The sequence below is a fragment of the Pantoea osteomyelitidis genome (assembly GCF_044342975.1).
Lineage (GTDB): Bacteria > Pseudomonadota > Gammaproteobacteria > Enterobacterales > Enterobacteriaceae > Pantoea > Pantoea osteomyelitidis.
Genome location: NZ_JBGFSN010000006.1, coordinates 73,854 through 89,388, shown reverse-complemented (window position 1 = coordinate 89,388; position 15,535 = coordinate 73,854). Strand labels below are relative to the sequence as shown.

Below are 15,535 nucleotides of genomic sequence, written 5' to 3'. Positions count from 1 at the left end.
ATGTATCTTAAAGGATGAACCATTATTTCTTTCGGCACTTTCCTGGTGCAATTATTTGCACCCTGCACTGAAAGCGTCCAAATATCGTTAATTTCCTCTTCTTTTTGTGCACATTGCACACTTTACTCTGTCAGGCTTGCCCGTGTTTTTTTGGCACACCTCTTGCTATGAGGATACTGATCTTATCTGCATCACTATCTTAGAGGTTTCAAAATGTCAAAAGACAATGATTTCCCCCTCACTGAAGCTCCGGCCTCGGGACGTAAAGGCATTTTTTCCATATCGATGGTGTTATTTAGTTTTACGTTTTTTACCGGCACGATGTTTGCTGGCGGCAAATTAGGCCTCTCTTTCTCTCTCCACGATATGTTATGGATTGCAGTGACAGGTAATTTTCTGCTGGCTCTGTACGCCGCATCGCTAGGCTGGATAGCAGCGCGCAGTGGGCTTAATACAGTCCTGATGGGGCGGTTCTGCTTTGGGGAGGTTGGCAGCAAACTGGCTGACTTTATTCTCGGTTTCGCCGAACTGGGATGGTATGCATGGGGTACAGCAACAGTAGCTATATCTTTAGTGAAAATTCTGGATTTACCCTCCACGCTCATCATGCCCTTGATGGTGCTGTTTGGTGTCCTTTTCTGTATTACCGCCCTGGTTGGCTACAAAGGCCTGGACGCTCTTTCCCGTATTTCAGTCCCGCTAATGTTTGTTTTGTTGATAGTGGCGATGTTTATTGCAACCCATCATGCTGGCGGCTGGCAGGCAATGACAAAAATCGAACCAACAGAAACCATGAGCTGGTCCGCGGCCATTACGATGGTTTTTGGAACATTTGCCAGTGGTGCGACCCAGGTGACTAACTGGACCCGACTGGCTAATTCCAGCCGCACGGCAATTATTTCAAGCATGATGAGCTTCCTGCTGGGCAATGGCCTGATGATCATTGCCGGGGCATGGTGTGCAATTGTCTATCAACAAGCTGATATCGTCGCCATTTTGGTGCTTCAGGGACTCTCTGTCGCCGCCGTTATTATGCTGTGTCTTAACCTGTTAACTATTCAGGGACCAACGATTTACAACGTATCTGCCGCCGCCTGTCATCTGTTTCGTAGCGAGCGCCGTCGTACCCTGACGGTGGTTGCTGCAGCAGTAGGTATTCTGCTGGCTCTTGGCGGAATGTATGAAATATTGATTCCTTTTCTCGTTCTGCTGGGCAGCATTATTCCACCGATTGGCGGCGTTATCCTTGCTGATTACTGGTTCCATCGCCACGGTCGTTATCCGCTCATTCACTCCGTCCGGTTACCACGTTTTAACTGGCCGGGACTTTGTGCTTATGCCGCAGGAGCAGTAGTGGCGTATTTCTCATCATGGGTAGCGCCATTGGTAGGAATCACTGTATCGGCTGCGGCCTATATTGCGCTGACTACCCTTAGCAAACGTCGGAGAGTGGTCGGTACTGTCGTGGAGCAACAGGAATGAGCATGACGGTAACCGAAATTCTTGCTCTCGAGGAGCTTTCTGCTCTTCAGTTGCGTGCGGGGAAACAAGGATTGCATCTGCCGGTTCGCTGGTACTACCTGGCTGAAAATGAAACGATCTCCGAATGGATTATGGGCGGGGAACTGGTGTTCATAACCGGCGTTAATTATCCGCGAGATGAAGACAATCTGGTTAATTTGCTGCTGGAAGGAAAACAACGCGCTATTGCCGGGTTGGTTATCCTTACCGGGGGTGCCTATATCAACGAGATCCCCGCGCGTGTTATTACGCTGGCGGATGAACTCGGCATTCCGCTGATTGAGCAGCCCTATTTACTGAAAATGGTGATCGTGACGGAGCGGATCGGCACTGCGCTGGTCAGCAGTGAAAACACGCTTCAGTCACGTCGCGATATCATGCTGCAACTTCTGACCGGCGACTATCCCGATCTTCATATTATCCAGCAGCGCGCTTCGCACCAGCAATTGGATCTTACAAAACCACTCAGAGTGGCAGCTTTACGCCTCGAAGGAATACAACAGCTGTTCCGCCAGTTTCCTGCAGAACAAGCAGAAGCCTGGTTGCAACAAACTCAGCGGACTATTCGACAACAGTTACAAAAGCAGCTTAACCAACAAGAAAATCCGTATCCGCTTATTGAGCGCAACAATATGTTTATATTTCTGCTGCCCGATAACGAAGGCGATTTTTACATTCAGAAAAAATGGCTTCAGCACTGGCTGCAATCCCTGGCCGAAGCTAACAGCACGTTGTCATTACTGTGCGGCCTCTCTGCTCCCGTGCGGCAATTGCAGGGTTATGCCAAAGCACTCACCCAGGCCCGCCAGGCACTGGATCTGACGGACAGCCTGCGCCCTGCGCAGCGTATCAGCGATTACCAGCAACTGGGTTTTATCAAACTTCTTTCCGCTGTCGGCGATCCGACACTGCTTACGGATTTTATGCATGACACCCTTGGCTGCCTGACAGAGCCTGACCGGAAAGCACCGTATTTATTAATGGAGACGCTGGAAATCCTGTTACAGGAAAGCGGTAACGTAGTGAAAGCGGCTGAACGACTGGGAATACACCGCAACACCTTACATCAGCGTATGCAACGTATAGAAAAACTGACCGGCTACCAGGTCAGTCATCCCCATTTTCAACTGAACGCCTCTGTCGCGCTTGTGATTTGGCGCATGTCGCAAAACTATCTATGGAAAAAGTTATGAAAATTATCAACGCACGCTTACGTCATCAGGAAGGGTCATATTCAATCGAACTGGAGAAAGGCGTAATCAAAACCATTATCCGCCAGAGCACGTCGACAGACATGGCGGTGGACGATATTGATGCGCAACATAAGCTGGTTATTCCTCCCTTTGTTGAACCACATATTCATCTGGACTATGCAATGACAGTCGGCGAACCGGAATGGAATATGAGCGGTACCCTGTTCGAAGGAATTGCCCGCTGGAGCCAGCGCAAGGAAACCGTGACCGCAGAGGATACCCGCCAACGAACGCTGGCGACAATCGCTATGCTGCGTGATAACGGTATCCAACATGTACGTACGCATGTTGATGTCACCGAACCTTCGCTTGCCGCGCTGGAAGCCATGCTGGCAGTGAAATCGGAAGTTGCGAACATTCTTGATCTGCAAATTGTTGCTTTTCCGCAGGAAGGTATTGAGTCTTTCCCGAACGGACGCGAACTCATGATCCGAGCGGTGGAAATGGGAGCAGACGTCGTGGGAGGGATTCCGCATTATGAAAATACCCGGGACCAGGGCGCGAGCTCAGTCACTTTTCTGATGGATCTTGCTGAACGCTATGGCCGCCTTGTAGACGTTCACTGCGATGAGACTGACGATCCGCAATCCCGTTTTTTAGAGATGCTGGCAGAAGAGGCCCGCGTACGCGGAATGGGCGCCAGGGTAACGGCCAGCCACACATGTGCTATGGGCTCATACGACAATGCTTACTGCTCTAAGCTTTTCCGCTTGCTGAAAAACTCAGGGATTAACTTTATCTCCTGCCCGACAGAGAGTATTCACTTGCAAGGGCGTTTCGATAGCTGGCCAAAACGGCGCGGTGTTACACGGGTGGCAGAGCTGGACCGGGCCGGAATAAATGTCTGCTTTGCTCAGGACTCGATCAAAGACCCGTGGTACCCGCTGGGGAACGGGAGTATTCTGCGCGTCCTCGATGCCGGACTCCATATTTGCCATATGTTGGGATATGAAGATTTGCAACGTTGCCTCGATTTTATTACCGATAACAGTGCCAGAACGCTATGCCTGGGCGACAGTTATGGTATTGCCGAAGGCAGACCGGCGAATCTGCTTATTCTTGATGCGGAAAACGACTACGAAGCAGTGTGCCGTCAGGCAAAAGTGCTGACCTCAATTCGCCACGGTAATATCATCATGCAGCGCCAACCGGAACAGATAACTTATCCGGCATAAACCTTTTTTGACGAAAGCAGCGGTAGCAAAATGAATGATGATTCATATTGCTACCATTTCAAACACGTTTTTTTAAAAACTTTCTGCCCTAAGAAAATCAAACATTTTAATAGAGATTCATTAACTCAATTATCAATATCAACCACGAACAGACCTCGTTTTACTACTATTTTTAACAGATTTAAGGGCGCCACTGAAAGGTTTACCATCAATCGCATCATTCATTCTTAAACCACTTGGGCGGTTCCATTTTTGAAAGCGGGAAGGCATATCAAAGCCTATTAGAACAATCACGACAAAAGTTAGGCTAAAAGATAGCGAGCCTAAGGCAAAGCTGACGGGCAGAAACCCCGGCTTCCGCCTCGCGGAGAATACTGATGATCTGTCGGTCGGAAAAACGCTTCTTTATGGGGATGTCCTCATGTGGATTATGAAGAAATTACTAACATCGGGATGTACTAATCAACGGGGAGCAGGTCAGAGAAAGCCTACAACACAGTTTGCGGCAAATGTCTTTTCGATCGGTTTAAGCAGATTATATGAACAGAGGATTAGAGAATCACTTGTATCTGCCATCAAAAACTGCTTAAGAGGCCTGAGAGAAAATTTTTTCTAATCTATTGATTTTAATGATGATTCTCTGACAATTAATTCACCTTCAATTTTCATTTTTTTTGATAATAAAGGGGAGTTCTGGATAACATTCAGCAGTGTATGAAATGCTAACTCTCCCATTTCGCTGTAAGGGAGGTCCACAGTACTTAGCTCAGGAGTTAATTCAGAAGAAAGGCTCTGATTATCATAGCCAATAACTGCAATATCTCTGGGTATAGTTAAACCGGATTTGTAGATAGCCTGATAACATCCTAAAGCAATATAATCACTTGAGCAAAAAATAGCTTCTGGAGGCGGGTCTGTATTTAACAAATCAAGCGTCTTGTTATAAGCCTCTTTCAGAGACCAGTTGGTGACCTGCATATACCTGTCGTCAGGAATAATATCATTATTGATAAGCGCCTGCCGATAGCCTTCAATTCTCTCTATAGCCGCATCCATCCATAATTCTCCTGCAAGAATGGCTATTTTTTTATATCCTTGTTCTATCAAATGGGTGGTTGCTTTATAAGAACCAAGCTTGTCAGCTGGCAAAATACAGGGGGCATCGGGCATTTGCGGACAATAGCCATTAAGTATGACGACCGGTAGCGAAAGATGGGTAAAAACAGGCAAAACTTTAGTCGTCATTGAACTGGCGTAAATAAACCCAAGATAACCTCCGGAGCTTAATTCTTTCTCTAATCTGGAATATTGCTCAGTTTCATGCTCAAGGTCAAAAATAACGAGTAACAAGTTATTTTTTGACGCGGCCTGTTGAACGGCAGTGATAGCCTCGATGAAAGGATCGTGATGAATTAATCCATTGAAAATCAAGGCTATTTTATCAAGATTAGAGGGTTGAGCAGCGGCTTTATGAATATAGCCCATTTCACGAGCTATACGGAGCACTTTATCTCGGGTTGAATCGGCCAGCTTAATGCTGGCATTACCGTTGAGAACTAATGATACGGTAGATTGTGACACACCACATCTGGCAGCGATATGACTCATCGTCACTTTGCTCTTTTTGCTCATAAATTACTCATATCTTTATCTGTTTGGCTAAAAATATCCTACATGATTTTCACCGAAAGGCATCAGTCTATCCTTCTCCATAAACTTAACATCGCACAACTTTCTCTGAAAGCAAATCATTGAAAAGTTATCTACCTGATAAATAATGATTTTTTTATTTTTTTATCTTTAATGTGACCATTGTCACTGTTAATAAAAATAAGGTTTGATTAATAATTATTAGCTAATATATTAACGAAAACCTGATAAATGAATTTGATGAGATCTGATATGAACCAATGGACTAAAGAGCAAGCGCAAGACTGGTACGAGCAGAATGGCTGGCTGGTTGGTTTTAATTACCTGCCCCGTACAGCTGTTAACTGGACGGAGATGTGGCAGCAAGATACGTTTGATCCTGAATGTATTATGGAAGAGCTTAAATGGGCTCGGGATGCCGGTTATAACAGCCTTCGCACAAATTTGCCTTTTATCGTGTGGTTACATGACAGAGACAGATTAATTGCGCGGATTGAAACTTTTCTGGCTATCAGTGCCAGTAATAACATAAAAGTTATGCTTACCCTGATGGACGACTGTGGGTTTTCAGGAGAGCACCCCTTTATTGGCCGCCAAAAAGATCCTTTACCTGGCGTTCATAATAGTCAGGCTGCAGCAAGTCCCGGACGTAATATAGTCATGCAGCCCTATTTATGGATGCAGATAAAAGACTATCTTAAAGATGTTATTGGCTATTTCGCAGAAGATAAAAGAATCATCATTTGGGATCTATATAATGAGCCAACTAACCGCATGATTTTTACGCCAATCGGAGAAGTCGCTTTTGACCCGGCAATGGAAATGTTCAGCCACAGATTAATGGAACTTGCATTTAAATGGGCCCGAGAGGTAAATCCTTCACAACCGCTCACAGTAGGTGCATGGCATATCGCAAATATTCTTAATCCTCATGACCCAATTTATGAGCACCAGACTGATATACGAGCGCTAGAGCTTTCTGATATCATTTCGTTTCATGCGTACGTCCCTGCCAGTTTATTGCATAAGGCCATTGATGTGTTGAAAAAGTATCACAGGCCAATGCTCTGTACCGAATGGCTGGCACGACATGCTGAGTCACATATGCATGAACAGCTTCCAATATTTAAAGAAGAGGGGATCGGCTGTTATCAATGGGGGCTCGTTAAAGGTCGTACACAAACTCATATTCCATGGCCTGAAATTAAAAAGTCTGACGCTACTTTCCGGGAGCGTTGGTTTCATGATTTTTTTAATGAGAATGGCGTAGCTTATGACGAATCAGAAAAACAGCTTCTTTCTCAATTACGCGATTAAATTTTAGGGAGAGTTTAGCTTCGCAGTGCAGCTTAGTGCCAATATTGCATCAGTAAAATAAAAAACCTTTCTGTGCTCTCTATAAAAGGCAATTATTATATGAACCATACAATCCATAAAATACCTCTCAAGGAACTCATGTCTTACTTCGGATATGGCATGGGGCAATGCCTGAGTTTCGGGTTGGTAGGTAGCTTTATTCTTTATTTTTATACAGACGTAATGGGGATTTCTCCAGTTGCTGCAAGCATAATATTCCTTGGGGCAAGATTATGGGATGCAATACATGACCCACTGATAGCAGGGATAATGGATACATTAAACTTGCGCAGAGGTAAATTTCGCCCATTTTTGCTTATAGCACCTGCTCTCATTGGCCTGGTGACTGTTGCAGCATTTTATAATATTGAGGCCAGCCTTACCACAAAAACTCTCTATGCAGGCATCACCTATATTATCTGGGGAACACTTTATGCTTTATCAGACATTCCTTTCTGGTCAATGACTTCTGTCATGACAGACGAGCCACAGGAACGAGCTAAAGCGGCAACATGTGCTATGTTAGGGGTGAATGCAGGAATTGGCGGAACGCTGATTCTTTTCCCTTATTTTATCCATTTCTTCTCTAATATCAGCAAAAACAATGGTTATTTTCTGGCTGCATTTGCCTTAATGGTCTTAGGCGTGGCGTTAATGTTGAATGGATTTTTTAATGTTAAAGAGCGCATTAAGATCACAACAAATGAAAAGGTGACTTTAAAGCAGACATTTATTGTAGTTTTGAAAAATAAACCTCTTTTTTTCATTCTGAGCGCATTCTTTATGAATGTATTTTCTAACATAGTTAGCAATTTATACATATTTTTCTTTACCTATAATATGGGTAATGCGGGACTTGTTTCGATTATAGGAACTATTACGCTTGTCTGCGCTTTGGCTTGCCTTGGAACACCGTTATTAACAAGACGCTTTAAAAAAAGAGATTTATTAATTGCGTTATGTCTATTGGAAATTGTGGCTCGCGTAGGATTCTGGTTTACCGGTTATAGCAATGAAAAGGCTGTGCTAGTATGGCTAACCATAATTTCCGCAATTTTCATGATGACTAATCCGATTATATCAGCCATGATAGCAGACACCGTGGAATATTCTTATTATCATACAGGTAAACGTTGCGCTGCGATTACTTTTTCAGGACAAACTTTTATCGGTAAATTGTCTGTAGCTGTTGCAGGTGGTGCTTCAGGCTTAATTTTATCCCTCTCAGGATATGTACCAAATAGTGCACAATCACAAAGCACCTTGACTTTACTGTTTTTTTGCATTTCTTTATTACCAGCAGCGGGTGCACTGATTCGGGTAATTATTATGAAAAAGTACTCTTTCACAGAGGATGAGCATATTATTATTCGGAATGAGTTAAGAAATGGACGATTCCATCCATCCATTGAGAAGTAAATATAAAAACAGGAAGACCGGATAATAAATTTATTCGGCTTTTTACTTCTGACTATTTTAAATAACGTGTAAAATATCCTTAATGTGCGGGGGTGAAGGTTGGCTTCCTTTCAGCTCTTCCTATTTTGATTTTGACTCGCTATATATTTATGAAGCCGATCATTATACCGATCAGCACAGACCTAAGGCGAGAAATCATTAAACAGGCATTATTAATTTTTGGGGTCTAATGATTATCCACTTCTAACCAGTTGTCAGGTGTAAATATTTGCGTAAGGTAAGTACAGGCCGGGCATCATCAATACAATTGTATTGTAATTTTTCACATTACTAATTTCCAAGACAATAAATTGGCTGTATTTTGCTTTTCCAGGCATCCAACGTAGAGTACCTGGCGCCTCCTCTCTTTCGTCACAGATAACCCAGCGGGGCTCTGAGCCTACCGTTTACGGCTTGATGTCCGCTCAGGTTCCGCGTGCATGCATTATCTGACCACGTTATGTCCCCTGGACAGGTAAAAATACACTCGTCCAATGCACGCTCATTGATTTATTGCGTCAGATGTCGCTGGAGAGCCGGACAGCTTAGATTGAAAGTTGAGAGGTTTACGCTTTAGCCCGCGAACTTTTAGCAGGAACACCGCCGTTTGCGTTCGCTAAATCGTTTATTTATGAGTACGAAATAGAGGAAAGCATTAGAAGAGTCATGAAGCCTATATTTACTTATTAAAATACCTCTTTGAAAAAGTAGCTTTACCGGAGGGGGTTGAGCAGGGGATAATCGCGCCAGATTTCAGCGTGTCGCCCACGCGGCATACTTCATAAGGTCAGGAGTGAAAATGACTGAATTCACTGAAGACAGCTTCCTTCCGCGCTCCCCGCATTTTCCTTCCGCTGACGGGCAGGATGCATCCGCCCTGGCTGCGATTAACAGCAGCCCGCCGCTGAACCCGGCGCAGGCCTATCTTATCGGCCTGTCATCCGCCGCCAGCCGGCAGACAATGCGCTCCTTTCTGAATATCGTGGCGGGCATGCTCGGCTTCAGCTCCCTCCAGAGCTGCGCCTGGGGCAGCCTGCGCCGTCACCATATCCGCGGCCTGCTGGAGATGCTTTCGGTCAGCGGCCGGGCGCCTGCCACCATCAATACCTATCTCTCTGCGCTGAAAGGCACGGCCCGCGAGGCGTGGATGATGAAGCAGATGGACACGGAAAGTTATCAGCAAATCCTCAGCGTTCGCGCGGTACGGGGCAGTCGGCTGACCCGCGGCCGGGCGCTGGGCGCGGAAGAAATTCATGCCCTGTTCCGCAGCTGTGAACAGGACGCCGGCTGCAAGGGCCCGCGCGATGCCGCGATGCTGGCGGTCATGCTCGGCTGCGGCCTGCGTCGCTCGGAGGTCATTGGTCTGGATTACGCCAGCCTGTTACATCAGGAGCAGGCGCTGCGGGTACGCGGCAAAGGCAACAAAGAGCGGCTGGCGTTTATGCCGGAGTCGGTCTGGCGGCGCATCCGCACCTGGACGGAAACGATTCGTGGCGAGGGCGACGGGCCGCTGTTCACCCGGATACGCGCCGGTGACGACGTCACGTCTCAGCGTATGACGCCGCAGGCGGTCTATCACATTCTCGGCCAGCGCCGGGCGGAAAGCGGTATTGAGGAATGCGCGCCGCACGACTTACGCCGCACCTTCGCCTCGATGATGCTGGATAACGGCGAAGACCTGATAACCGTCCGCGATGCGATGGGGCATGCCAGCGTCACCACCACGCAGAAGTATGACCGGCGCGGGGACGAGCGCTTGCGGAAAGCAGCTGACAAGCTAAGTTTTTAATTCACTTACTCCCGTCAGGCTGAAGCGGAGTATCATTTATGCCTGACACATCTTATTAAGCTGGCCAAAGCACCGGGCTGGTCAGAACTCAGTTCTTTAATTTCCTAATGCGGCGATGAGGTGAGCGGTCACTGCGCGTACCTTAGCCGAAGGCTTAGGACCCGAAGGAAATACGGCAAACGCCTTCAAAGGCTCGAGGGCATAGTCAGGTAATAACTGAATAAGACTGCCGTCATGTCGCTCCTGGGCTGACATGACAGTAGTGACGTTAGCAATGCCAAGTCCTGCCGTTGCCGCTGCCAGAATACCCGGTGCCGAGTCGATCCTGACCCGGCCACGTAATGTCACAACCTCCGTGGTGCCAGCCTTAAACAGTTTCAGTGTGCTTTTTTCTGAAAAGCTGTGTTCGTGCAGGAGTGCGTCATGAAACGCCAGATCTTCAGGTGATTTGGGTATCCCTCTTCTAAAGAGGTATGCCGGCGATGCCACCAACATCCGCGGCACGGAAGCAATTTGCCGCGCACCAAACGTGGAGTCCTCAAGCGTGCCCATGCGTATTGCCATGTCGACGCCGGCTGCTATCAGGTTCTGGCGCTCATCTCGCATGGTAATTTCGACACGCAGTTCAGGATAATGCTCAAGAAAATCGGCCAAGGCAGGAATGATCGCCCGCGTACCGTACATAACAGGTACCGCAAGACGAATGGTGCCACGGAGAGAATCAATTCCCCGGGCCGCATCTTCCGCATCTTCCAGGTCGGCAGACGCCTGGCGCGCCCTTTCCAGAAACGCAGCGCCGGCTTCTGTAAGTGCAAGATTTCGGGTCGTGCGTAGTAAGAGTTTTACCCCAAGGCGCGTTTCCAGCCCAGTGACGATACGGGAAGTCGAGGGCTGTGAAAGCCCGAGCTCCTGAGCGGCTCGGGAGAAGCTTCCCGACTCTGCCACACGAGTAAAAACGTCGATTTCAAGCCAGCGATCAGTCATTCATATTCCAAATAAGTGTTCTGCGAAATGACAGTATAATTTTATTTGGTGAAAGAGTTTATTTTGATTTGGTCATCCTTTTTGTAAACCCATAGCAATATATGAGGAAAACTATGACCATCAAAATCTACGGTGATCCAGGTTCAGGTAGCCTGCGTCGCGTCACAACTGCCGCCGCAATCATGGGCGTCACTATCGAACGTATCAATATCGATTTGTTCAAGGGTGAAAGTCATACTCCTGATTTCCTGAAGCTGAACCCGCACGGGCTTACTCCCGTACTTCAGGACGGCGATACCCTCATCTGGGAAGCGTCAGCCATAAACCTCTATCTCGCCGGGAAAATGCACTCCAGTCTGCTTGGCCGGACAGCTTCAGAGAAGCTGGAGGTCCTGCAATGGATGTTCTGGGCTGGTGAGCAGTGGCGGATATTTTCGACCTTGCTTTTCAATGAATGGGCAGACGCGACATTCATGGGCAAGCCGAAAACTGACGATATTGTCCAGCTGGCGATGGCCAATATCAGCAACGCTGCAAAAGTGCTGGATTATCATCTTTCGACCCGAAAATTCATCGTCGGAGATGCGTTGACCCTTGCAGATATTGATATTGCTGCGCCTTTCTCGCAGTACAAACGGACTGGCGCACCTTTTGAAGAATTCCCGAATCTGTTCGCCTGGCACCAGCGTCTGCTTGAGACCGTACCCGCGTGGGCTGCTACACGTGATGAGGTAGAAAATCGTATAGCTGGCGTCCTTAATACCACCAGCTGACCGCACACAGGACGCCGCCAGCCTCACGTAGAGTGAAACTGGCGGCTCAATTTGAATTGATGTCCGCTTCTCGTTCAGAGTGGATATCATCAGCACGTAGCAAAACTGTTCAATCTGCTCCAGCAGTGTGGTTTCTGACTGCATCAATCCACCGGTTTTATCGTGCAGGCGAAAGTACTGAAAGAAATGACTGAGGTTGTGAAGCGGGGCCCAACCGGTGACCACCGTGCCGGCTAGTTGACGAAAGCATTAGGTCAGGAGCTTTAACGGCAACACTGTGCAGCGTCAGCCCTTACACGACAGACGCTACTTGCCAGAATGAAGCCTCAACACAGGCTTTAGTTAACGCCGTGTAGTGGACCAGGCTTGAAGCTGGTATTCAGTACCGACAGGTCAACGGTTTTGGCTGCCCGGTCTAAATCATAGGCTGCCTGAATGCGCAGCCACATCGCGGGCGTGCTACCAATCACGGCCGATAATTTAATGGCCATCTCTGGCGTTACCGCTGTCGCTCCCGACACCATTCGTGAAGCCGTAGAGGGTGCTATAGCCAAAGCACGCGCCAGCTCTCTGATACCGATGTTGAGATCTTCCATGATATCGGCAATGATTTCACCCGCATGCGGGGGATTATGCATAGTCATTAGTGGTAATCCTCATAATTCAGAATGTAGGCGTCACCGTCTTTAAATTCAAAAGTAATACGCCAGTTTCCTGTAACCGTGACAGACCAGATGCCTTGTCTGTCACCTTTAAGAGGATGCAACCTGTAGCCACTAAGGTTCATATCCTCAATTTTCTCAGCCAGGTCAATCACCCTCAGGCGCGTACGTAGCCGCTTTTCGTGAGCTGCGTTAATCTTGCGGGTAGAGCCGGTGGTGTAAAACTCCTCAAGCCCCTTATGTAGCCAGGTTTTGATCATCCGTGTTTCTCAGTGTTGCTTGATAGGGAACACTATAACATGTGTTGCATGACAAGCAACAGGCCATAATACACGTGTTGCATAACGTGGATGTGAATGAAGAGAACGAGAGTGATGCCAGGCATGGGCTGTCATAGCCACAAATGAATCAATGAGAAAGTTAATTTAACATAATTAACGTTATGCGCATTAAGATTGATTGCTGTTAATTTATCTAAAGCCCATTTTTTTACAGTAGCCGAATATTCTGGCGAGCCTGGCCCGCCTTTTTTATAGGGATTTTTTATTTCAATCAGAAAAATTACATCATGCCGAAAGTAACATTTCCTTGATAATCCATTAATATCTAATAACATTTATGCAGCGCTGGAATAAAAATATCGCTAAATATTATTAACTCCAATTATATTCATACAATATTAAATTATAATGTTAATTATTCTAACAATTAGTATTGCCAGCATTGATTATATTTACCCATACCCAAAAGGTTTGGATGCTAAATATAAACGGTAGTTTTATCCTGTCTTTTACGGCGCTATGTTTTTCTCCATCGCAAACGCTCACAGGAGAAAAACATGTCAGAGCATAACTCACAACCAAAACACGATTTACGTTCGGCTATAGAATTATTGCAGTCCATCAAAAACGAATTTGTCAGTACGAATACTGAAGTTGATCCGCATGCGGAACTGTCTGGCGTTTATCGCTACGTTGGTGCAGGCGGCACCTGTGAGCGCCCTACCCGCAAAGGTCCGGCCATGATGTTTAACAAGATCAAGGGGTTTCCTGATGTACGTGTAGTGACCGGTCTGATGTCAACCCGCGAACGCGTTGGTCATTTGCTCGACTGTCCGCCAGAAAAACTGGGTTTTTTGTTACGCGACTCGGTTCATCATGCCGTCGCTCCGGTTGTTATCAGTGAAAAGCCCGTTTGTCAGGAGGTTGTGCACTACGCTGAAAGTCCTGATTTCGATCTGCGCACCTTGCTGCCAGCGCCGACCAATACAGAGGAAGATGCTGGTCCTTATTTTACCATGGGCATGTGCTATGCCTCCGATCCTGAGACGCACGAATCTGATATTACTATTCACCGCCTGTGTATTCAGAGTCGTGATGAGCTTTCTATGTGGCTGACACCTGGACGACATATTGACGCTTTTCGTGAAAAGGCTGAGAAAATGGGCCAGCCGCTGCCGATTTCTATCAGTATCGGCGTCGATCCGGCCATTGAAATTGCTGCCTGCTTTGAACCGCCCACTACGCCGCTTGGTTTTAACGAACTGAGCATTGCCGGTGCGCTGCGCGGTCAACCGGTAGAGCTGGCGCAATGCGTGTCGATTGACGAACGTGCCATCGCCCACGCTGAGATAGTTATCGAAGGTGAGCTGTTGCCTAACGTACGGGTGCGGGAAGACCAGAACACAAACACCGGCAAAGCAATGCCGGAATTTCCGGGTTATACCGGCGAAGCTAAAGAAGCACTGCCTGTTATCAAAGTAAAAGCGGTTACCCACCGTAAACATCCTATCCTGCAAACCACGCTAGGCCCGAGCGGTGAACATGTCAGCATGGCGGGCATCCCCACCGAAGCCAGTATTCTCGACATGCTGGATCGCGCTATGCCGGGCCGCGTACTGAACGTCAATGCACACACATCAGGCGGCGGCAAGCTGCTGGCAGTGATTCAGTTTAAGAAAGCTTCACCGGTTGATGAAGGCCGCCAGCGCCAGGCCGCTTTAATTGCCTTCGCCGCTTTCTCTGAACTCAAGCATGTCATTCTGGTGGATGAAGATGTTGATATCTTCGACACCGATGACATCCTGTGGGCAATGCAGACCCGTTATCAGGGTGATGTCGACACACTGACTATTCCTGGCGTTCGCTGCCATCCACTCGATCCCTCGCAGGAACCGCAATACAGTCCATCTATTCTGCAACAGGGTATGACCTGTAAAACCGTTTTTGACTGCACCGTGCCGTGGCACATGAAAGCCAGATTTGAGCGTTCAAAATTTAAAGATGTCGATGTGAAACGTTTTTTACCCGATTTTGAATAAGTGAGGTGAGTTGTGAGCAGAAGGCGCATTATCGTCGGCATAAGCGGTGCGTCAGGTTTTCAGTATGGTATGAAGGCGCTGCAACTGCTGCGCGATCAGGATATCGAGGTGCATCTTGTGGTGTCCAAAGGTGCAGAAGTCACGCGTGCAATGGAAACAAACTGGCAGCGGCAGGATATTACTGAACTGGCAGATGAGGTACATAGCATCAGCAACTTAGGTGCTTCCATTTCAAGTGGATCGTTTAAAACACTCGGTATGCTGGTTGCGCCCTGCTCGATGAACTCATTGGCGTCAATCGCGCAGGGCCTGACCAGTAACCTGTTAACCCGTGCAGCAGATGTCATTTTGAAAGAACGCCGTCGGCTGGTGCTGATGGTACGTGAAACGCCGCTCAATATGACGCATCTTCGCAATATGCAGTACGTCACTGAGATGGGCGGTATTATTTATCCGCCGGTGCCTGCATTTTATCAGCAGCCGCAATCCGTGGATGACATGGTTCATCACAGCGTGGCGCGTGCCCTCGATCTGTTTGATTTAGATGTAGGCAATCTGAAGCGCTGGGGTGAACAACGCAACGATTCTTAAGGG

General features: G+C 47.4%; 13 protein-coding genes and 2 pseudogenes. 9 read left to right on the top strand and 6 right to left on the bottom strand.

Translation table 11 applies throughout. The features are described from left to right. The first annotated feature begins 213 nt into the window (after positions 1 to 213). Genes codB through codA form a run of 3 tightly spaced genes read left to right on the top strand, consistent with a single transcriptional unit; the run spans position 214 to position 3,949 of the window. A complete protein-coding gene (gene codB / locus ABU178_RS16490; RefSeq protein ID WP_397216853.1) occupies positions 214 to 1,482 on the top strand; it encodes a cytosine permease in 1,269 nt (422 codons plus the stop codon). Further along, the gene (locus tag ABU178_RS16485; RefSeq protein ID WP_397216851.1) at positions 1,479 to 2,714 is read left to right on the top strand and encodes a PucR family transcriptional regulator; all 1,236 of its coding nucleotides are present in this window, start codon (positions 1,479 to 1,481) and stop codon (positions 2,712 to 2,714) included. The genes codB and ABU178_RS16485 overlap by 4 nt, the downstream gene beginning before the upstream one ends. After that, the gene (gene codA / locus ABU178_RS16480) at positions 2,711 to 3,949 is read left to right on the top strand and encodes a cytosine deaminase (RefSeq protein WP_397216849.1); all 1,239 of its coding nucleotides are present in this window, start codon (positions 2,711 to 2,713) and stop codon (positions 3,947 to 3,949) included. Before ABU178_RS16485 ends, codA begins: the two co-directional genes overlap by 4 nt. Positions 3,950 to 4,087: 138 nt before the next feature. Here the strand turns inward: codA and ABU178_RS16475 are convergent. Then, a pseudogene (locus ABU178_RS16475) lies at positions 4,088 to 4,294 on the bottom strand (MFS transporter); the annotation flags it as partial. A gap of 267 nt (positions 4,295 to 4,561) precedes the next feature. Beyond that, positions 4,562 to 5,581, bottom strand: a complete 1,020-nt coding sequence (locus tag ABU178_RS16470; protein WP_397216847.1) for a LacI family DNA-binding transcriptional regulator — start codon at positions 5,579 to 5,581, stop codon at positions 4,562 to 4,564. Between the two features lie 270 nt (positions 5,582 to 5,851). Between ABU178_RS16470 and ABU178_RS16465 the strand changes: the two genes are divergently transcribed. From ABU178_RS16465 to ABU178_RS16455, 3 genes are all read left to right on the top strand, one after another. Continuing rightward, complete coding sequence (locus tag ABU178_RS16465; RefSeq protein WP_397216845.1) at positions 5,852 to 6,916, top strand: 1,4-beta-xylanase; 1,065 nt, start codon at positions 5,852 to 5,854, stop codon at positions 6,914 to 6,916. A gap of 99 nt (positions 6,917 to 7,015) precedes the next feature. Beyond that, the gene (locus ABU178_RS16460) at positions 7,016 to 8,374 is read left to right on the top strand and encodes an MFS transporter (RefSeq protein ID WP_397216843.1); all 1,359 of its coding nucleotides are present in this window, start codon (positions 7,016 to 7,018) and stop codon (positions 8,372 to 8,374) included. Positions 8,375 to 9,212: 838 nt separating this feature from the next. After that, complete coding sequence (locus ABU178_RS16455; RefSeq protein WP_397216841.1) at positions 9,213 to 10,202, top strand: tyrosine-type recombinase/integrase; 990 nt, start codon at positions 9,213 to 9,215, stop codon at positions 10,200 to 10,202. A 96-nt stretch (positions 10,203 to 10,298) separates the two neighbouring features. Here the strand turns inward: ABU178_RS16455 and ABU178_RS16450 are convergent, their stop codons facing one another. Next, positions 10,299 to 11,186 (bottom strand): LysR family transcriptional regulator, encoded by an 888-nt coding sequence (locus ABU178_RS16450; protein WP_397216839.1) that lies wholly within the window; start codon positions 11,184 to 11,186, stop codon positions 10,299 to 10,301. Between the two features lie 113 nt (positions 11,187 to 11,299). Here ABU178_RS16450 and ABU178_RS16445 point away from each other — a divergent pair, with 113 nt between their 5' ends. Then, complete coding sequence (locus tag ABU178_RS16445) at positions 11,300 to 11,959, top strand: glutathione S-transferase family protein (protein WP_397216837.1); 660 nt, start codon at positions 11,300 to 11,302, stop codon at positions 11,957 to 11,959. Positions 11,960 to 12,076: 117 nt separating this feature from the next. Here ABU178_RS16445 and ABU178_RS16440 read toward each other — a convergent pair. The 3 genes and pseudogenes from ABU178_RS16440 to ABU178_RS16430 all read right to left on the bottom strand — a co-directional run. Beyond that, positions 12,077 to 12,202 (bottom strand): annotated as a pseudogene (locus ABU178_RS16440) (GntR family transcriptional regulator); the annotation flags it as partial. 95 nt (positions 12,203 to 12,297) lie between these two features. Beyond that, positions 12,298 to 12,603: a HigA family addiction module antitoxin gene (locus tag ABU178_RS16435; protein WP_397216835.1), complete on the bottom strand. Its 306-nt coding sequence runs from the start codon at positions 12,601 to 12,603 to the stop codon at positions 12,298 to 12,300. Then, positions 12,603 to 12,881 (bottom strand): type II toxin-antitoxin system RelE/ParE family toxin, encoded by a 279-nt coding sequence (locus ABU178_RS16430; protein ID WP_397216833.1) that lies wholly within the window; start codon positions 12,879 to 12,881, stop codon positions 12,603 to 12,605. The genes ABU178_RS16435 and ABU178_RS16430 overlap by 1 nt, the downstream gene beginning before the upstream one ends. Positions 12,882 to 13,459: 578 nt before the next feature. On the opposite strand from ABU178_RS16430, the gene ABU178_RS16425 reads away from it, so the two are divergent. Together ABU178_RS16425 and ABU178_RS16420 are read left to right on the top strand one after the other, a co-directional pair. Continuing rightward, entirely contained in the window at positions 13,460 to 14,941 is a 1,482-nt protein-coding gene (locus tag ABU178_RS16425; RefSeq protein WP_397216831.1) for a UbiD family decarboxylase, read from the top strand. A 12-nt stretch (positions 14,942 to 14,953) separates the two neighbouring features. After that, a complete protein-coding gene (locus ABU178_RS16420) occupies positions 14,954 to 15,532 on the top strand; it encodes a UbiX family flavin prenyltransferase (protein ID WP_397216829.1) in 579 nt (192 codons plus the stop codon). Positions 15,533 to 15,535: the final 3 nt, after the last annotated feature.